The 19175-nt window shown below is 52.6% G+C and carries 16 protein-coding genes; all 16 read left to right on the top strand.

Annotated features, from left to right (window positions below):
* Positions 1-47 precede the first annotated feature (47 nt).
* The 16 genes from hrcA to pknB all read left to right on the top strand — a co-directional run bounded on the left by hrcA (position 48) and on the right by pknB (position 19175).
* Positions 48-1100 carry a heat-inducible transcriptional repressor HrcA gene (hrcA, locus tag JYE49_RS04040; protein WP_093956180.1) on the top strand — a complete coding sequence of 351 codons (1053 nt, stop codon included), beginning with the start codon at positions 48-50 and terminating at the stop codon, positions 1098-1100.
* 11 nt (positions 1101-1111) lie between these two features.
* Positions 1112-1684: a nucleotide exchange factor GrpE gene (grpE, locus tag JYE49_RS04045; RefSeq protein ID WP_179217205.1), complete on the top strand. Its 573-nt coding sequence runs from the start codon at positions 1112-1114 to the stop codon at positions 1682-1684.
* 63 nt (positions 1685-1747) lie between these two features.
* Positions 1748-3571 carry a molecular chaperone DnaK gene (gene dnaK, locus JYE49_RS04050; protein WP_093956182.1) on the top strand — a complete coding sequence of 608 codons (1824 nt, stop codon included), beginning with the start codon at positions 1748-1750 and terminating at the stop codon, positions 3569-3571.
* A gap of 90 nt (positions 3572-3661) precedes the next feature.
* Positions 3662-4780, top strand: a complete 1119-nt coding sequence (dnaJ, locus tag JYE49_RS04055; RefSeq protein WP_093956183.1) for a molecular chaperone DnaJ — start codon at positions 3662-3664, stop codon at positions 4778-4780.
* Between the two features lie 156 nt (positions 4781-4936).
* Positions 4937-5410 carry a VanZ family protein gene (locus JYE49_RS04060; protein ID WP_283399319.1) on the top strand — a complete coding sequence of 158 codons (474 nt, stop codon included), beginning with the start codon at positions 4937-4939 and terminating at the stop codon, positions 5408-5410.
* 22 nt (positions 5411-5432) lie between these two features.
* Complete coding sequence (locus tag JYE49_RS04065; protein ID WP_093956185.1) at positions 5433-5735, top strand: hypothetical protein; 303 nt, start codon at positions 5433-5435, stop codon at positions 5733-5735.
* A 44-nt stretch (positions 5736-5779) separates the two neighbouring features.
* Entirely contained in the window at positions 5780-6931 is a 1152-nt protein-coding gene (gene nifS, locus JYE49_RS04070) for a cysteine desulfurase NifS (RefSeq protein ID WP_179217206.1), read from the top strand.
* Positions 6932-7029: 98 nt separating this feature from the next.
* Positions 7030-7971 (top strand): TAXI family TRAP transporter solute-binding subunit, encoded by a 942-nt coding sequence (locus tag JYE49_RS04075; RefSeq protein ID WP_093956187.1) that lies wholly within the window; start codon positions 7030-7032, stop codon positions 7969-7971.
* A gap of 80 nt (positions 7972-8051) precedes the next feature.
* On the top strand, positions 8052-10106 hold the full coding sequence (locus JYE49_RS04080; RefSeq protein ID WP_283399303.1) for a TRAP transporter permease: 2055 nt from the start codon (positions 8052-8054) through the stop codon (positions 10104-10106).
* Between the two features lie 115 nt (positions 10107-10221).
* Positions 10222-12459, top strand: a complete 2238-nt coding sequence (gene priA, locus JYE49_RS04085) for a replication restart helicase PriA (RefSeq protein ID WP_179217207.1) — start codon at positions 10222-10224, stop codon at positions 12457-12459.
* 67 nt (positions 12460-12526) lie between these two features.
* Complete coding sequence (gene def / locus JYE49_RS04090) at positions 12527-13027, top strand: peptide deformylase (protein WP_093956189.1); 501 nt, start codon at positions 12527-12529, stop codon at positions 13025-13027.
* Positions 13024-13959, top strand: coding sequence for a methionyl-tRNA formyltransferase (gene fmt, locus JYE49_RS04095; protein WP_093956190.1), 936 nt, complete (start codon positions 13024-13026; stop codon positions 13957-13959). The genes def and fmt overlap by 4 nt, the downstream gene beginning before the upstream one ends.
* Complete coding sequence (rsmB, locus tag JYE49_RS04100) at positions 13956-15311, top strand: 16S rRNA (cytosine(967)-C(5))-methyltransferase RsmB (RefSeq protein WP_093956191.1); 1356 nt, start codon at positions 13956-13958, stop codon at positions 15309-15311. The genes fmt and rsmB overlap by 4 nt, the downstream gene beginning before the upstream one ends.
* A complete protein-coding gene (gene rlmN, locus JYE49_RS04105; protein ID WP_093956192.1) occupies positions 15304-16347 on the top strand; it encodes a dual-specificity RNA methyltransferase RlmN in 1044 nt (347 codons plus the stop codon). Before rsmB ends, rlmN begins: the two co-directional genes overlap by 8 nt.
* A 6-nt stretch (positions 16348-16353) precedes the next feature.
* Positions 16354-17295, top strand: coding sequence for a Stp1/IreP family PP2C-type Ser/Thr phosphatase (locus tag JYE49_RS04110; protein WP_093956193.1), 942 nt, complete (start codon positions 16354-16356; stop codon positions 17293-17295).
* Positions 17292-19175, top strand: coding sequence for a Stk1 family PASTA domain-containing Ser/Thr kinase (pknB, locus tag JYE49_RS04115; RefSeq protein ID WP_093956194.1), 1884 nt, complete (start codon positions 17292-17294; stop codon positions 19173-19175). Before JYE49_RS04110 ends, pknB begins: the two co-directional genes overlap by 4 nt.

The raw sequence follows: 19175 nt of genomic DNA on the forward strand, positions 1-19175 counted from the left end.
ACTCGAAAGCGGTGAGTGCTAACAACCACAGGAAAGGAGACGGTCAGATGCAGATGGACGAGCGCAAAAGACGGATTTTACGCGCGATCATTGACGATTATATTCTGACCGGCATTCCGGTTGGATCGCGGACAATCAGCAAAAAGTACGAAACCGGATTATCTTCCGCCACGATCCGGAATGAGATGAGCGATCTGGAAGAACTGGGATTCCTTGATCAGCCGCATGTTTCTGCCGGCCGGGTTCCTTCAGCCAAGGCGTACAGGCTTTATGTGGATTCCCTGCTGCAGTCTGGCGTGATACCGGATGACAGCGCGGAGAGCGTTCTGGGTCATTTCTCCGGACGGATTCACCAGATGGAGGACGTCATAGATCATGCGGCCCGTGTGCTGTCCAGCCTGACACAATACACAGCAGTGGTTCTTTCCCCGAACGGGCTTGAACCCAGGCTGCAGACAATCCAGCTGGTGCCGGTTTCCATCGGAAGCGCCCTTGTGGTGATTGTCACAGATCAGGGTGTTATACGGGACAGTGTTATCCGTATCAGTCCTGAAATGGACGGCGATACGCTGTATGCTATTTCCAGAACGCTGACCAATGAGCTGAAAGGCTGCACACTGAGCGATGCCTGCAAGGTTCTGCCGGAGCTTATCCGCCGCATGGAAGGAAATGACGAAGTACTCCGCGGACTGTATGGGTATTTCACGGAAGGTCAGCAAGCCTCCAGAAGCCCTCATGTGGCTGTGGGCGGCACCAGCAACATGCTGAGTTATCCCGAATACAGCGATGTGGACAAGGCAAGAAGTTTTCTCAGCCTGATGGAAACAAGAGACAAGCTGGCGGAAATTGTCCGCGGGAACGGAGAACTGGCCTTTACAGTCCGGATCGGTCCTGAAACAGGCGTGCCGGAAATGGCTGACTGTTCCATCATTACGGCTACTTATTCAACCCGGGGAGGACAGCAGGGAACCATCGGCGTAATCGGGCCGACAAGAATGAGATATTCACGGGTGATTTCCATCCTGAACATGATGGGACATCAGCTGACGGATATGTTTAACGGCGAGGATGAAAACAATCCTTCCCGGAATCAGGAATGAAAGGCGCAAATATGAGCAGGAAGAAGAACGAAATCAACGAGACACCGGAAGAAATGAAGAACGAGATTCCAGCGGAAGAAGAAAAGGAAACCGAACCGAAAGAGGCGGTCGCTGAAGAGGTTCAGGATCCGGTTAAACAGGCGCTGGATGAGGCCAATGCCAAAGCGGCTGAGTACCTGGCGCTTGCCCAGAGGGTACAGGCGGATTTTGAAAACTTCCGCCGCAGGAATGAAAGTGTCAGGGCTGACGCCTATGCAGACGGCCGGAAAGACGTAGCCGCCATGATGCTGCCGGTGCTTGACAATCTTGAACGGGCTGTAGACGCGGCGGCCGGAAGCACTGATGAAGCGCTGAAGAACGGTGTCGAAATGGTGCTGAAACAGATGACGGACGCCTACGGAAAGATGGAAGTCAAGCCCATTAACAGACTTGGGGAAAAATTCGACCCCAATCTGGAAAACGCCATTCTGCAGGGTACAGAGGACGAAGGTGAGCCCGGAACCGTGTGCCAGGTACTGCAGAAAGGATACATGATCGGAGACAAGGTTCTCAGACATGCCATGGTAAAAGTTGTGCCTGAATAACGCGAAAGCGTTTTCGGAAATAAATCAGTTATCAACAGGATGAAGATAAACGGAGGGATCATTATGAGCAAGATTATCGGTATTGACCTGGGTACTACAAACAGCTGCGTGGCTGTAATGGAAGGCGGACAGCCGACTGTTATCGCGAATGCTGAAGGCAGCCGGACCACGCCTTCTGTGGTGGCTTTTACCAAAGACGGTGAACGCCTGATCGGTCAGGTGGCCAAGCGCCAGGCCGTCACCAATCCGGACCGGACGGTGATTTCCATCAAGCGTGAAATGGGTACCAGCTATAAAGTAAATATTGATGGGAAACAGTACACTCCCCAGGATATCAGCGCCATGATTCTGACCAAGATGAAAGAGACCGCTGAAAGCTATCTGGGCGAAAAAGTTTCCCAGGCGGTTATCACGGTTCCTGCCTACTTCAATGACAGTCAGCGTCAGGCGACCAAGGATGCCGGACGTATTGCCGGACTGGAAGTGCTGCGTATTATCAACGAGCCTACTGCTGCGTCCCTGGCTTATGGCCTGGACAAGGAAGAAAACCAGAAGATCCTGGTATACGACCTGGGCGGCGGCACATTCGACGTAAGTATCCTGGACATCGGCGACGGCGTGTTTGAAGTGTTGAGCACCAATGGTAACACCCGTCTGGGCGGTGATGATTTTGACCAGCGGATCATTGACTATGTGGCTGAACAGTTCAAGAAAGAAAACGGTATTGACCTGAAGCAGGACAAGATTGCAGCTCAGCGTCTGAAGGAAGCTGCTGAAAAGGCCAAGATTGAACTGAGCGGAACGACAACCGCCAATATCAATCTGCCCTTCATTACAGCAGACGCCACCGGCCCGAAGCATCTGGACGTTACCCTGACCCAGGCCAAGTTCAATGAACTGACCGCGGATCTGGTGGACGCCACGGTTGAACCCATGCGCAAAGCCCTTAAGGATGCCGGCCTGACAGTTGACCAGATCAATAAGGTGATCCTGGTGGGCGGCAGCACCCGTATCCCCGCAGTTCAGGAAGCTGTGAAAAAGGTGACCGGCAAGGAGCCCTTCAAGGGCATCAACCCCGATGAGTGCGTTGCCATCGGCGCTGCCATCCAGGGCGGTGTTCTGGGCGGCGAAGTCAAAGACGTGCTGCTGCTGGACGTTACGCCGCTGAGCCTGGGCCTCGAGACGGAAGGCCATATCTTCACTAAGCTGATTGAGCGTAACACCACCATTCCGACCAGCAAGAGCCAGGTGTTCTCCACCGCTGCAGACGGACAGACCACGGTTGAGATCCATGTCCTGCAGGGCGAACGGCAGATGGCTTACGATAACAAGACCCTGGGCCGCTTCCAGCTGACCGGTATTGCACCCGCGCCCAGAGGCGTGCCGCAGATTGAAGTTACCTTCAGCATTGACAACAACGGTATCGTGAACGTCAGCGCCAAGGACAAGGCAACAGGCAACGAGCAGCAGATCACTATTACTGCCAGCACGAACCTGTCCGAAGAAGAGATCAACCAGCGTGTAAAGGAAGCTGAACAGTTCGCAGAACAGGACAAGAAGCGCAAGGAAGAGGTCGAAACCCTGAACCACGCGGACAGCCTGATCTATGAAACAGAGAAGACGCTGCGTGAAAACGGCGATAAGCTGTCTGATGAAGATAAGAACGCCGTGCAGAACGAGATCGACGCTTTCAAGAAAGTGCGTGAGGGCAACAACGCAGACGAAATCAAGAACGCAATGGAAGGCTTCACCCAGAAGGTATACGCTGTTTTCGGAAAGCTTTACCAGCAGCAGGCCGGCGGAGCTGATCCCATGAACGGCGCAGGCCCGGAGGCGGGAACCACCAACGATGACGGCAGCGTAAACGCGGACGGAAGCGTTGAATAACAATCGGTTTAAGGAATAAGATATCCGGCAGGCAAGCCCGCCCCCGATAAGAGGGTGGGCTTGCTTTGAGGAAGAAGGTGAGATGGCTTTATGGCGAATAAGCGGGATTACTATGAGGTGCTCGGCGTCGGAAAGAACGCGACAGACGACGAGATTAAAAAAGCTTATCGGAAAAAAGCCAAAGAATGCCATCCGGATCTGCATCCGGATGACAAAGAAGCTGTGGAACGGTTCAAAGAACTGAATGAAGCCAATGAGGTTCTGAGTGATCCGCAGAAACGGGCCCGGTATGATCAGTACGGATTTGAAGACCCGATGGCCGGAATGGGCGGCGGAGGCAATCCTTTTGCCGGCGGATTTGATTTCGGCATGGGAGATATTTTTGACCAGCTGTTTAACGGCGGTATGGGCAGAAGTTCCAGGAGCCAGGGTCCGGTACAGGGAAACGACCTGCGGTATGAGCTGCGCATCACATTTGAAGAAGCGGCCAAAGGCTGCGAAAAGAGCTTTGAAATCTTCCGGAATGAGCTGTGCGAAACCTGTAAAGGCAGCGGAGCAAAGCCCGGGACAAGCCCTGTAACATGTACCACCTGTAAAGGTACAGGCCAGATCCGTCAGAGCGGAGGATGGATGACAACGGTCAGGACCTGTCCCACATGCGGCGGAAGCGGTAAGATGATCAAGGAGAAGTGCTCTTCCTGCGGCGGAACAGGACGGGTCAGGAAAAAGAGAACCGTGACTGTAAAGGTTCCCGCTGGAATTGATCATGGGCAGACAATCATCATGAATGCCCAGGGTGAACCCGGTATGCGGGGAGGACCGAACGGCGACCTGTATATTGTGGTGAATGTCAAGCCGCACAATCTGTTCAAGCGGGACGGATACAATCTCCTGCTTGATTTCCCCATCAGTTTCGCTACAGCTGCGCTGGGTGGAGACGTACAGGTTCCGACCCTGAACGGCCCCGTGAAATATCGTATCCCTGAGGGAACACAGCCCGGCACAGAATTCAGGATCAAGGGAGCCGGCATCCAGCAGTTGAGGGGCAGCGGAAAGGGTGATCTGATTCTGCGCGTCAAAGTGGAGATTCCGAGACGGCTGACGAACAAGCAGAAGGATCTGCTGCGCGAGTTTGACGCTACCACGGGAGACCGGGAGTATGAAAACCGAAAGAGCTTTATGGACAGAGTGAAAGAACTCTTCCAGTGACAGGATACAGCCTGAAAAGAAAAGAAGCGGGTATGCAATACCTGCTTCTTTTCTTTGCTTGACGGAGCTGAATGGTATCTGTACAATGATAAAATGTAACGAAAGGATGGTCAGGGAATGACGGAAACCGGATGGCAGAGAAGCTGGGTCAGGATAATGACTACGCTTCTGACAGCTGCTGTAATGGTTATGATATTTGCTTTTTCAACAGAGGATGCCGAACACTCAGACAGGACAAGCGGTCTGATTTCGAGAAGTGTTATGTCGATTATTCATCCGGAATATGAACAGCTTGAAGAATCCAGACAGAAGCTTTTATATGATGATGTGCAGCATATCGTACGTAAATGCGCGCACTTCACGGAGTACATGCTGCTGGGGCTGATGCTTCGGCTTTGCCTGGAAAGCTGGTTCGGACGGAAAGTCAAAAAAACACGCAGTCTTGCACTCGCCGGGTTCTGCGGTGGAACGATCTATGCCTGTACAGATGAGTTTCATCAGCTTCTGATCGAAGGAAGAAGCGGACAATGGTCCGATGTTTTAGTGGACGGAAGCGGCGTTCTGCTGGGCGTGCTGATCGCAGCCCTTCTGATTATGCGCGTGAACAGAAAAAACGCGGAGTCGGAATGATATCCGGGTAAGGAGAGAAAAAATGGCCTATTTCAAGAGTAATGAGCCTTATCCTGAAGAACCGTACGAAACGGAAGAACAGGAAGAAGAATATGACGATGGCTTTGATGAGCTGACGGATGAGGAAGAACCTGAGATTTCAGATGATGAACGGCAGGAAATCCGCAAATCCAGATTCCGTGTAGCTCTCGGGGCAGGAAACCTTGTGGCTGTGATCGGCGGTGCTTTACTGATTCTGCTTCTTGTAACCCTGATAATCAGTATGGTTTATTTTGTGATTAACGATATGAGCCGGAGTTTCTCGCTGTTCAGCACAAACTTCTGATACAGGATCAATCGCGAATCGTTTGTTTAGAAGGCGGAAATATGATGAACAGAATCTATCTGGATCACGCGGCAACAACACCGGTCAGCGCACAGGTGCTCGAGGCAATGATCCCCTTTTTCAGCGACTGCTGGGGAAATGCTTCCTCGGTTTACGGTACCGGCAGGGAAGCGCGTAAGGCGGTGGAAAAAGCACGCAGGCAGGTTGCCGAAGCTATCGGAGCCGAACCACGGGAGATTCTGTTCACCGGCTGCGGAAGCGAAAGCGACAACCTGGCTGTAAAGGGTACGGCATTTGCCCTGAAGGAAAAAGGCAGACATATCATTACGACGGACATTGAGCATCCTGCTGTGCTGAACACCTGCAGATGGCTTGAGAAACATGGATTTGAGGTATCCTACATCACTCCGGACAAGGAAGGATACATTGCTCCGGAAAAGATCCTTGCGGCAATCAGGGAGGATACGATCCTGATCAGCATGATGGCGGCCAACAACGAGATCGGAACAATCGAACCGGTCGCTGAAGTCGGGGCTGCCGCGCGGGAGAAAGGGATTTGTTTCCATACGGATGCGGTACAGGCAGCGGGGGCTGTTCCGATCAATGTGAATGAATGGAAAGCTGACCTGCTCAGTATCAGCGCACATAAATTCTATGGACCGAAAGGGGCAGGGGCGCTGTATGTACGTCATGGTACGCATATAGACAGCCTAATACACGGCGGAGAACAGGAACGGGGCTTACGGGCCGGAACGGAGAATGTTCCCGGAATTGTGGGCCTTGGAACGGCCATAGAGGCTGCCAATAAAGAACTGAAGCAAAACGCCGATAAAATGACCCGTTTACGGGAACGACTGATCAACTCAATCCTTTCTGAGATCCCGGGTACAAAACTGAACGGGCCGAGGGAAGGCCGGCTGCCGAACAACTGTAATATCAGTTTTGACAAAATTGATGGCGAGGCCCTGCTTCTGAGACTGGACCTGGCCGGAATCGCCGCGTCGAGCGGCAGCGCCTGCACAGCCGGTAGCCAGGAAATCAGTCATGTGCTGAAAGCCATCGGACTGACAGACCAGGAAGCAAAAGGAAGCCTGAGACTGACAACGGGAACCGGCAATACAGAAGCGGAAATTGATGAAGCCGTCACCGTTATCCATGAGATCGTGAATGACCTTCGTTCCCTGTTCCGCGGGTAAAAAGCAGAACACGAAAAAGACATAGGCAAGCTCTGAATCTGTTGTATCATGTATGCAACAGATTTTTTTATTTCACACTGACTGGAGGATTGGATTCAATGAAAAAACTGCTTGCACTTCTTCTGAGCCTGATGATGGTATTTGCTGCCGCTTCCGCGCTGGCGGACGGCCTTACATTCACCACCGGCGGCACAGCCGGAACCTACTATGGTTACGGAAACGTACTGGCCCAGTATGTGGCCGCGAACTCTGAAGTCGATATGACAGCCGTGGCCGGAAACGGCTCCGCTGATAACATCGACAAGCTGGATATGCAGGTTGCCCAGCTGGGCTTCGTGCAGAACGACGTGGCTTACTATGCTTTCAACGGCATCCGCATTTATGAAGGAGACCCTGTTACTTCCTTCTCCGCTATCGCCGCCCTCTATACTGAGACAGTACAGCTGATCACCTGCAACCCCGAAATCAAGAGCGTTGCGGATCTGAAAGGCAAAAACGTTTCTATCGGTTCCCAGGGTTCCGGCGTGTATTTCAATGCCATTGACTTCCTGAATGCCTATGACATGACGGAAAATGACATTACCCCCACCTACCAGAGCTTTGCGGATTCCGCTGAAGCACTGAAAGACGGCAAGATCGACGCGGCTTTCGTTGTGGCCGGCGCTCCCACTCCTGCGGTAACCGACCTGGCCACCAGCAAGGACACCTATCTCGTGTCCCTGGATGACGAGCATGTTGCCATCCTTCAGGGCATTTCCGGTGCCTATACCAAGAGCGTCATTCCTGCCGGCACCTATGCCAAGCAGGATGAGGACGTTGTGACTGTGGGCGTCAAGGCGACCATTATTGCCAACGACCAGGTCAGCGAAGATGAAGCCTATACGATTGTGAAGACAATCTTTGAAGGCAAGGACAGCATTGCCCATGACAAGGCCAAGGATCTTGATCTGGAATATGCTTCCGTCTGCGGCATTCCTTATCATGCCGGCGCTGCCAAATACTTTGCTGAACAGGGCATCACCGTGGAGACTGCTGAGTAAGCGATTTATCCGGGAATCCGTCTCCCATACGGAGCACGGATTCCCGTTTTCTTTTTTATTCTGATTGAGGAGAATGGCCTGTGAGCAAGAAGGAACAAAACACGATTCCGGAATCTGCGGCGGAAAAAGAAACAACAGCAGCAGAGCTGGATGCGATTATGCGGAAATATGACCGCGAAAGCAATGTCCGGGTCTGGGAAGGCAAGCCCAGGATTTTTGTGGGAATTATTCTGGCGGCTTTTTCCCTGTACTGTATGTATGTCACGTTGTTTGCCAATATGCTGGATCAGGTCCGGCTGAGTTCATTTCTCGGGCTGGTTGTGATCATGGGCTATCTGACCTATCCGGCAAAAAAAGGACATGTGAAGGTCAATCACATGCCCTGGTATGATATTGTACTGATTATACTGGGTGCGGCAGCCTTCTTCTATTATACTTTCAAGGCTCCCGACCTGATGACGACCCGGATCAAGACCAAGCTGAACGATCCTGTGTACATTATTGCGGGAATCGTGGGTATTCTTGTGCTGTGCGAGCTTTGCCGCCGGAGCGTCGGACTGCCGATTCTTTGTGTTGCCGGCATTTTCCTGGGATATACGATCTATTTCTATGTCAAGGACGGCAAACTGCTGGCCAATGTAGTGCATGAGCTTTTCTACAACGAAAACGGCCTGCTGTCCACGCCGGTGAATGTATGCTCCAAATACATCGTTGTATTTATCATATTCGGAGCTTTCCTGGAGAAAACCGGTATTTCAGAATTCTTCATTGCACTGGCCAACGGGCTGACCGGACGGTTTGCCGGCGGTCCTGCCAAAGTGGCGGTTATTTCCTCCGCACTATGCGGTATGGTAAGCGGCTCTTCCGTCGGCAACACCGTTACAACGGGCTCTATTACGATCCCGATGATGAAAAAGACAGGCTATGATAAAAACTTTTCCGGCGCGGTTGAAGCTGCGGCGTCAACAGGCGGACAGATCATGCCACCGATTATGGGGGCTGCAGCTTTCCTGATGGCGGATTATCTGGGCGTTCCGTACTCTGACATCATTGTCAGGGCTATTCTGCCGGCCTGCCTGTATTTCCTGGGCGTTTTCCTTTCCGTACATCTTGAGGCAAAACGGCTTGGCCTCAAGGGACTCAGCAAAGAGCAGCTTCCCCGGATCAAGGAACTGATGAAGGAAAGCTATCTGCTGTTGCCGCTTGCGATTCTGATATACCTGGTGTGCTCGAATACAAAGACGATGCAGTTTTCTGCGGCAGTATCCATCCTGGCTACGATTGTTGTGGGTATTATCAGTAATATTCACCGCAATATCCGGCATGGCAAACCGCTGGAAACCGGTGAAGGCACTCATAATCAGCGTTTTAAACCGGTTCATGTTTTTGAAGCTCTTGAAAACGGAGGAAGAAGCTGTATCTCCGTGGCTGTGGCCTGTGGCGTGGCGGGCCTGATCTGCGGCTGCCTGACGGTTACGGGACTTGCTTCGACAGTGATTAATGCCATTGTGACCATATCCCAGGGCAAACTGTTCCTTGGCCTGGTTCTGACGATGATCTGCTGTATTATCCTGGGCATGGGTCTGCCCACAACAGCGACATACTGCATCATGGCATCGACCTGCGCGCCGATTCTGTTCAAGATGAATGTTCCGCTGATTGCCGCACACTTCTTTGTGTTCTATTATGGCATTGTTGCGGATATCACACCGCCTGTGGCACTGGCGGCCTATGCCGGTTCCGCCATTTCCGGCGGCAGCCCGATGAAAACCGGCGTCAACGCCACGAGACTTGCTATTGCGGGATTCATTATCCCGTTTATCTTCGCGATGAGTCCTGATATGCTGCTGATCAATACCACCTGGTATGAAGTGGCTCTGATTACTGTTACTTCCATTGCCGGCATGTATGGTGTGACATACGGCCTGAGCGGCTTCAGCAGTTATGAACGACATGGAGCCGGAAAAGCGATCGGCATTGCGCTTCGGGTCATTGCCATTGCAGGCGGCCTGCTGCTGATCTATCCCGGATATGTGACAGACATCATCGGCGTGCTGCTGGTTGGCGGGGTGCTGGCCTGGCAGAAGATCGGCGTACCGAAAATGTTCGGGACAGAGACCGGAAATCAGGAGTAAACAAAGGTTTCATAACAATCAAACCGCACGGAAACGTGCGGTTTTTACTTGTTTTGAGGGATAAAAAACGATATAATAAAAGATGGTATATTTTACCCGAAAAGGAGGGAAAAGGGTGTTTTGTCAGGTGATCATCGACATCGTTCACGAGAACGTGGCAAGCCCCTTTACTTACCGGATTCCGGAGGGAATGCAGCTGCAGCCGGGACAACGGGTGAGTGTGCCTTTCGGCCGGCTTCAGAAGGAAGGAATCGTCCTCAGCCTGACGGAGCAATGCGAGCTTGAAGCTAACAGGATCAGGAATGTTATCGAACCGCTGGAGGAGTATGCGGCAATCCCGCCGGAGCTGATGAACCTGGCGGAAGAAATGGCCCGGGAAGCCCACTGCCCGCTGGCGGAAACGCTGCGCCTGATGCTGCCCGCCCAGATGAGAGGCGGCAGGGTACACGTCAAAACCGAACGGACAGCCTGCCTGAATGTAACGAGGGAAGAAGCCCTGTCAGCGGCGGAAAGGGAAAAACGCAGCCCTAAACGGGCGGCTTTGCTGAGATTCCTTGCCGACGAAAACATTCATACAGTGAAGGAAATAACCTCCCTTGTAAAGGATCCGAACGAAGCATTGAAAAAGCTGGCCGCGGACGGCATGATCAGACTGGAAAGCGAGGAAATGCTTCGTACCCCCGGAAATGTTTTTGAACAGCCGGAAGATCCGGGTTTCACGCTGACGCCCGGACAGGAGGAGGCACTGGAAGAAATCCTGCCCTGCCTGAACGGAAAAGGTGGAAGGTTCCTGCTTCACGGAGTGACGGGAAGCGGGAAAACGGAAGTTTTCATGGCGGCAGTACGCAGTGCTTTGAATTACGGAAGAAGCGCGATTATTCTTGTGCCTGAAATTGCGCTTACACCGCAGATGGTTTCCTGGTTCAGGAGCCGGTTTGGTCCGGTGGCCGCTGTGATTCATTCCCGACTCAGCCCCGGCGAGCGCTTTGACGAATGGCGTCGGATCAGGCGGGGAGACGCACGGGTGGTTATCGGTGCAAGAAGCGCTGTTTTTTCACCGGCAAGGGATCTCGGACTGATCGTTGTCGACGAGGAACATGAAAGCACCTATCTGAACGATCATCATCCGCAGTATGATGCCCGGGAAGTTGCACGCAAACGATGCGACAGGGAGAATGCGACACTTGTGCTGGCAAGCGCCACTCCCAGCATCCTCAGTTTCGCCAGGGCGAGACGGGGCGATTATATGCTGCTGGAAATGCCGCGGCGTGTAATGAACCGGCCACTGCCGGAAGTTGAGATCATCGATATGCGGGAGGAACTTGAAAACGGAAACCGCACAGTGCTCAGCGGAGCCCTGCGAAAAGCGCTGAAAGATTGTTCCGCCCGGGGTGAACAGGCCATGCTGCTGATGAACCGACGGGGATACAACTCGTTTGTCAGCTGCCGGACATGCGGCTATGTGGTGAAATGCCCGAACTGCGATATCAGTATGACATACCATATGGCCAGTACGGACGGCCTGCTGCGGTGCCACTATTGCGGACAGATGATGAAACCGCCGGCAATATGTCCCGAATGCGGCGGGAAGTATATCCGGTATTTCGGGGCGGGAACCCAGAAGGTGGAGGAAGAGGTCCATAAGCTGCTGCCGGGAGTGACAACCGTCAGGATGGACTACGACACGACAGGAGGCAAAGACGGGCACGGCAGGATCCTGGAGGAATTCCGCAGCGGAAGGGCACGCGTATTGATCGGTACCCAGATGATTGCCAAGGGACTGGATTTTCCCAAGGTAACGCTTGTCGGCGTGGTTGCGGCAGATATGACGCTGAACCTTCCGGACTACCGGAGCCGCGAAAGAACTTTCCAGCTGCTGACCCAGGTGGCGGGAAGAGCGGGGCGCGGCGAAAGACCGGGACGGGTTATTATACAGACCTACAAGCCGGAAGATCCTGTGATCGGATACGCCGCCGGGCAGGATTACAGATCTTTCTTTGAAGATGAGTTCCGCAGGCGCAGGCACGGTTTATATCCGCCCTTTACGCTGCTTGTCAGATTCCTGACTGAAAGTGTTTCCGAAGATGCAGCGTTGGCTGCGGCAAACCGGATTGAACAGGGGACACGGAAAATGCTGGAAGCGCATCCGGAATGGCAGAAAAAGCTGCTGCTGATTTCAAACGACGCACCGAGCGTCAAAGTGCTGCGCGGAAAAAACCGCAGGCACGTGCTGATGAAGCTTCTTGTCAGCCGGGAAGCTGACGAGATGATTGCGGCAATGAATGAACTGTCAAGGGAAGAATATGAAAACGCTGAAGTCTGGTTCGAGGTAAATCCGACAACCATGATGTGAGGAAAGAATATCAGGTGTAAAATCGTTCAGTTTACAGAAAAAGCATGTAAGGAAAGGCAGAGAGAAAATGGCGATTCGGAAAATTGTTACCCTGGGAGATGACGCACTGAGAAAGCATTGCAAGCCACAGGAGAAATTTGACAAACGGCTTGCAACGCTCCTGAAGGATATGGCTGACACGATGTACAAGGCTGAAGGCGTCGGCCTTGCTGCCCCGCAGGTGGGTATCCTGCGCAGAATTGCCGTGGTGGATGTTACAGAAGACCACAGCGGGCTGCTGGAAATGGTCAATCCTGAGATTGTTGAGCGGGAAGGCGAGCAGACGGGCCGGGAAGGCTGTCTGAGCGTACCGGGAAGACAGGGCGTTGTGACTCGTCCGATGAAGATCAAGGTCCGTTTCCAGGACAAAAACGGGGACAGCTATGAGCTGGAAACCGAGGGGTTTGAGGCAAGGGCGATCTGCCATGAACTCGATCATCTGGACGGAACACTTTATATTGACGTCATGGATCGTGAACTGACAGAAGAGGAAATTCAGGGACATATTCCGGAGGATGGCGAACAGTGAGAATTGTTTTTATGGGCACGCCGGAGTTTGCTGTGGAGCCACTGAAGGCTCTGATCCGGGAAGGATATGAGATTGCCGGTGTGTTTACGCAGCCCGACCGCCCGAAGGGGCGCGGCAAAAAGACTGTTCCGGGGCCCGTAAAGATTGCTGCAGAGCAAGCAGGCATTCCGGTATTTCAGCCTGAACGGATCCGAAAAACAGGCGTGGAAGATCTGAAGAACCTGAAGCCGGATCTCTGCGTGACAGCTGCATTTGGCCAGATTCTGAGCCAGGAGATTCTGGATATTCCGCCCCTGGGCAATATCAACGTACATGCATCCCTGCTTCCGAAACACCGGGGAGCCGCACCGATTGCCTATGCCATCATGAACGGTGACAGACTGGCAGGCGTGACAACCATGTTCATGGACGCCGGGATCGATACAGGTGATATGCTGCTTCAGGAGAACACAGAGATCGGAGAGAGCGAAACCTGTGGGGAGCTGACTGAACGGCTGAGCCGGATCGGAGCGGATCTTCTGATCCGCACAGTCCGCCAGCTGGAGGCAGGGACACTGGTAAGATATCCACAGAAGCATGATGAGATGACCTACGATCCCATGCTGGAAAAGACGATGGGGATTGCCGATTTTGCAGAGGATCACAATCTGGTCCGCGGAAGAATAAACGGACTGAATCCCTGGCCCTGTGTCAGCGTACCGGTTCAGGGAGAAAGGCTGAAACTGCTCCGGGCTGTGAACTGTGAAGGAGCCGGTGAAGCCGGTACAGTGATCAAAGCGGATCCGAAAAACGGGCTGATCATTGCCTGCGGACAGGGTGCTGTAAGAATCCTGGAAGTGCAGGCACCCGGCGGAAAACGCATGAGAGCTGAAGACTACCTGCGGGGTCACGGCATTCCGGAGGGGACAAATCTGAAAGAGGATATGCAATGAAGGAACAGAGAACCATGGAAGGGCTGGCAGCCAGAAGGATCGCACTGAAGGTTATCCGGAAAGTGACGGAAGACGGCGCTTACGCCGCATTGGCTCTGGACGCGGAACTGAAAGGATGCGGGCTCGGAAACTCAGACCGCAGACTTGTATCCAGACTCGTATATGACACGCTGGATCATCTGATTTATCTGGACTGGGCCCTGGCACAGGTGATGGCGAAACCGGATACGGACATCAAGCTGATCAATATTCTGCGTCTTGGCGCATGTCAGATCCTGCTGGAAGACCGGATTCCGGAGAGCGCTGCAACCAATCTCTGTGTACAGCTGTGCACAGAGCTGGGTATGCCCGGACTGAAAGGGGTCTGCAACGGTATCCTGAGGAATCTGATCCGGAAAAAAGAAGAACTTGTGATGCCTGATGCAGAAAAGGAACCGGATAAAGCCGCTTCGATCCGTTACAGCGTTCCGGAGTGGATCTGGAAAAGGCTGAAAGCTGATTACGGAGAGGAAGCAGAATCAATTCTTTCATACCGCAATCTGGAAGATGGATGGACGCTGCGTCCGAATCTTACCCGGCTGGATGATGCCGAATTTGAAAAACTGCTGGGCAAAAAAATCTGGAAGAAAGAGAAAACAGAACTGCCTCATGCCTGGAAAATTACCGGAGCGATGGATATATCGCGGGATGCGGATTATCTGGCAGGTAATTATTCCATTCAGAGCGGCGGAAGCATGCTTGCCTGCCTTGCCATGGGAGTGAAGCGGGGACAGCAGATCCTTGACTGCTGTGCCGCACCGGGCGGAAAAACATGTTATCTTGCCGAACTGATGGGAGGTACCGGACGAATTCAGGCCTGGGATATACATGAACACAGGGTTGCGCTGATTGAAGCACAGGCCAGAAGACTGGGACTTGAAAATATCCGACCCATGGTGCGGGATGCCTGCCGGCTTCGGGAAGATCTGACAGGCACAATGGATGCAGTACTGCTTGACGCACCATGTTCCGGGCTGGGATTCATGGCCCAGAAACCGGACCTGAAACTGCGGGTGACGGAAGAAAGCGTGAAGGAGCTGACAGAACTGCAGGAACGGCTGCTGGATACAGTTTCCGCTTATGTGAAACCCGGCGGAACGCTGGTGTATTCCACATGTTCCATCCTGAAGGACGAGAACGAGCATCGGGCGGAACGTTTCCTGGAAAGACATCCTGAGTTTGAAAAGGCAGCCCTTCCCATGAGCGTTCCGGAAAAATACCGGAGCAGGTACAGCATGGGACTTCAGCTGCTGGAGCACAGGGACGGACTGGAAGGTTTCTACCTGATCAGAATGAGGAGAAAAGATGACTGAACTGACCGGTATGACCTGCGATGAAATAACCACGTGGGTCAAGGACCAGGGATATCCGGCATTCCGGGGAAAGCAGATTTTCCGGTGGATCCATCAGGGGGCGGATTTTGAGGAAATGACCAATCTGCCTGCTGCCATGCGCGGGAAACTGCAGCAGGAAGCGGTTGCACAGCCTGTCAGTATCCGCCTGCAGCGTAAAAGTCCGCTGGACGGTACCGTGAAGTTTCTTTATGCACTGAAGGACGGAAACTGTGTGGAAGGCGTACTGATGAGGTATAAATACGGCGTCAGCCTGTGTATATCCACACAGGTTGGCTGCCGTATGGGATGCAGGTTCTGTGCCTCCACGCTGGAAGGCAGGGTCAGGGATCTCACCGCAGGAGAAATGCTGGGGGAGGTTCTTTGTGCGAACCGTTATCTGTCTCCGGAAGATATACGGGTCAGCCATGTTGTGCTGATGGGAAGCGGAGAACCGCTTGACAATTATGACAATGTCATCCGGTTCCTGAGACTTCTGCGGGAAGAAGAAGGGATACGGCTCAGTATTCGGAATGTATCGCTGTCTACCTGCGGGATTGTGCCGAAGATGTACCAGCTTGCCGAGGAAAATCTTCCCGTGACGCTCTGCGTATCCCTGCATGCGTCCAATGATGAGATCCGGAAAATGACCATGCCTGTTGCATATACATGGTCCATTCCTGAAATCCTGGAAGCGTGCAGGAATTATATCCGGAAAACCGGACGGCGGGTGATCTTTGAATATGCTCTTTCTGACGGCGTCAATGCAGGGGAAGAACAGGCAAAGGAACTTGCATCCATCCTGCGGGGAATGCAGTGCCACGTGAACCTGATTCCGCTGAACATCGTGGAAGAACGGGATATGAAAGGAATTTCCGAGGATAAGGTCAGGAGATTCCTGAAAATCCTTCAGGACAATAATATTTCCGCAACCCGCAGACGGGAAATGGGCGATGACATAGAAGGCGCATGCGGCCAGCTGCGCAGAAAGACAATAAACAGCTCAAAGGGAGAGTAAGGACAGATGCGCAAGTTCAACCTGAAAGGAACAGTTATTCAACGGATGCGGGGGATTGAAAGAGAAGAACCCAAAGCCATTGAAACCGAAAAAACGCAGATTGAAGAAACACCGGTGATGTCCGTTGACTTCTCCGAGGAACAGGGTGTGCTTTCCTGCGCCTGGCGCACAGACGTCGGCCGGCTGCGTAAAAACAATCAGGACGCAGTGATTCTTGGAAACGGACTGGCCGGGGTTGCGGACGGTATGGGAGGCCATAAAGGCGGTGAAATCGCATCTGCTGGACTGCGGGACGGTTTGTTGCGCGAAACGAAGGACAGTAAACCGGGAAGGGCAAAGCTGGAAGAGGCCGTACAGAAAGTGAACCGGGAACTGTGGGAACAGCAGGAAGGTAATTCTTCCTTATCCGGAATGGGAACAACATTGACCGTTCTGTGGCCGACGAAGGAAGAAATGCTGATCGGACAGGTTGGCGACAGCAGGGCGTATTTATTCCGGGACGGTGTGCTGACACAAATCACCAATGATCATTCCATGGTAGCCGATATGGTTCGGAAAGGCGTACTTACTGAAGAACAGGCCGCCTGTCATCCGATGCGAAATTATATTACGCGGGCTGTGGGCACAGAGGCGAATATAGAACTCGACATGTACACACATGACCGCAGAAAAGGCGACCGTTGGCTTGTGTGTTCCGACGGGCTTCATGGTATGGTCAGCACGGAAGAACTGATCAGCCTGATGGCCGGGGAAAACCTGGAGGAAGCAGCAGAGGAACTTCTGCAGGCAGCCTTGAGGGGCGGCGGAAAGGATAATATCTCACTCGTGCTTATACAGGATGATACGGAATGTATTACCTGTGCGGAAAAACCGGCAGAGACAGATGAAGAGGAAAAAGCAGAACCATCAGCTGAAGGAGAAACCGCGGAGGAGGTGACTCCGCAGTGAAAGAAAAGATACTGGCAAACAGATACCGGCTTACAGAACAGATCGGCATGGGCGGTATGGCCATTGTATACCGTGCTGTGGACCTGAGAACCGGACACAACGTCGCAGTAAAGGTTCTGCGCCCGGAATATAACGAAGACAGTGAGTTCATCGGACGTTTCCAGCGTGAGGCGGAAGCGGCCAGCAAGATGACCCATCATAATATTGTAAATCTGCTGGATGTCGGTATGGATGGGGATAACCGATACCTGGTTATGGAATATGTTCAGGGAAAGACGCTGAAAAGCGTTATTCAGGAACGCGGCAAACTGAATCCTGCTCTTGCAGGCCAGATTGCAATCCGTATCCTGAGTGCTCTTGAGCATGCGCACCGAAACGGTATTGTGCACCGTGATATCAAACCGCAGAATATCCTGGTTCACGCAGACGGGCATATTAAAGTGGCAGACTTCGGTATTGCCCGTATCGCAAACAGCTCCACGCTGACCAAAGGCGATAACGTCATGGGGTCTGTTCACTATTTTTCACCTGAACAGGCACGCGGAGAAGGGGCCAATGCGACCAGCGATATCTATTCAACAGGAATTGTCCTTTATGAAATGCTGACTGGGCGGGTTCCTTATGACGGAGATAATCCTGTAGCGGTTGCCATGCAGCATCTGCATGCCACGCCTATTCCGATACAGAACCTGGCTCCCGACGTTCCTCCGGCCCTGGTGCGGGTCTGTATGAAAGCAATGGAAAAGAATCCGGCGCTGAGGTATCAGACCGCCAGAGATATGGCTGCGGACATCCGTCTGGCACTGGAGAACAGACCGGAAAGACAGGCGTTCCCTGTCAAGGAATTTGAGGTTCAGCAGCCGAAGCCCCAGATCAAGGACGAAAACATCAGAACCAATCCTGATACGGGAAGGAACCGCATCGGAAATGAAAAAAGACGGAAAACAAGGACCGCGGTGACAACGGTGCTTCTCGGACTTTTGCTGGTTACAGGACTGTATTTCGGCATAACAGCAATATTCCGGAGGGTTGTGACCACAACAACGGTACCTTTTGTGATCGGTATGGACGTGAGGGAGGCTGAAGAAATCCTCACAAGGGAAGGGCTTACTTTTACTGAAATGTACTTCAGTAATAATGACGTAAAAGCCAATGTGGTTTTCAGGCAGAGTCCGGAGGAAAACGCCACAAAGCAAAAAGGCGACAATGTTATCCTGTCCGTATCCAGCGGCCCCTCCCAGGTGAATATGCCTGATCTGAGGGGAAGAAATGTGGAAGAAGCGATAACAATCCTTAAAGACATGAAGCTTGTTCCGACTATACAAAAGGCCATTAACGGAGATTATGAAGTTAACACAGTGGTTTCCCAGGAGCCGACTGCCGGCGAGATAGTAAATAAAGAGACAGCGGTGAATCTGACAATCAGCGGCGGCAAGGTCACCGTGCCCAAACTGGCCTATATGACCCTTGCCGACGCTGAGGAACTGCTGAAGCAGACCGGGCTGCGGATAGGGTCCACGCTGAATATTGTGGATACGCGCAATGCCAAGGAACATGGAAAGGTATCTTCACAGTCTCCTGCGGAAAATACCGATGCTATGTTGGATGATATCGTTTCAGTCAACGTTTTCCGTTATCTTACTGATTCATCCAGCAAGGAAATTACCATACAGCTGATGGATGAAAACAGGGATATCAATGTCCGGGTAATGCTGCAGGCAGAAGGGTCAGACGTTGAATACGAAGTGTATCAGCATCTGTATCCTGCTGATCTGGAAAGGCAGCAGACGATTACGCTGAATCTGCCGGACGAAAGGACATATACCTGTACGGTTTACCAGGATGATGAACCCCAAGAACCTTTTGTAATCGAACGGTAA

The organism is Aristaeella hokkaidonensis, assembly GCF_018128945.1.
Taxonomy (GTDB): Bacteria; Bacillota; Clostridia; order Christensenellales; family Aristaeellaceae; genus Aristaeella; species Aristaeella hokkaidonensis.

What these genes read in the sequence shown, in the direction of transcription:
- rsmB (WP_093956191.1), top strand. Translation starts at nt 13,956, where the DNA reads ATGAAGGAACAGAGAACCATGGAAGGGCTGGCAGCCAGAAGGATCGCA.
- JYE49_RS04110 (WP_093956193.1), top strand. Translation starts at nt 16,354, where the DNA reads ATGCGCAAGTTCAACCTGAAAGGAACAGTTATTCAACGGATGCGGGGG.
- rlmN (WP_093956192.1), top strand. Translation starts at nt 15,304, where the DNA reads ATGACTGAACTGACCGGTATGACCTGCGATGAAATAACCACGTGGGTC.
- JYE49_RS04075 (WP_093956187.1), top strand. Translation starts at nt 7,030, where the DNA reads ATGAAAAAACTGCTTGCACTTCTTCTGAGCCTGATGATGGTATTTGCT.
- JYE49_RS04060 (WP_283399319.1), top strand. Translation starts at nt 4,937, where the DNA reads ATGACTACGCTTCTGACAGCTGCTGTAATGGTTATGATATTTGCTTTT.
- dnaJ (WP_093956183.1), top strand. Translation starts at nt 3,662, where the DNA reads ATGGCGAATAAGCGGGATTACTATGAGGTGCTCGGCGTCGGAAAGAAC.
- JYE49_RS04065 (WP_093956185.1), top strand. Translation starts at nt 5,433, where the DNA reads ATGGCCTATTTCAAGAGTAATGAGCCTTATCCTGAAGAACCGTACGAA.
- dnaK (WP_093956182.1), top strand. Translation starts at nt 1,748, where the DNA reads ATGAGCAAGATTATCGGTATTGACCTGGGTACTACAAACAGCTGCGTG.
- grpE (WP_179217205.1), top strand. Translation starts at nt 1,112, where the DNA reads ATGAGCAGGAAGAAGAACGAAATCAACGAGACACCGGAAGAAATGAAG.
- def (WP_093956189.1), top strand. Translation starts at nt 12,527, where the DNA reads ATGGCGATTCGGAAAATTGTTACCCTGGGAGATGACGCACTGAGAAAG.
- hrcA (WP_093956180.1), top strand. Translation starts at nt 48, where the DNA reads ATGCAGATGGACGAGCGCAAAAGACGGATTTTACGCGCGATCATTGAC.
- nifS (WP_179217206.1), top strand. Translation starts at nt 5,780, where the DNA reads ATGAACAGAATCTATCTGGATCACGCGGCAACAACACCGGTCAGCGCA.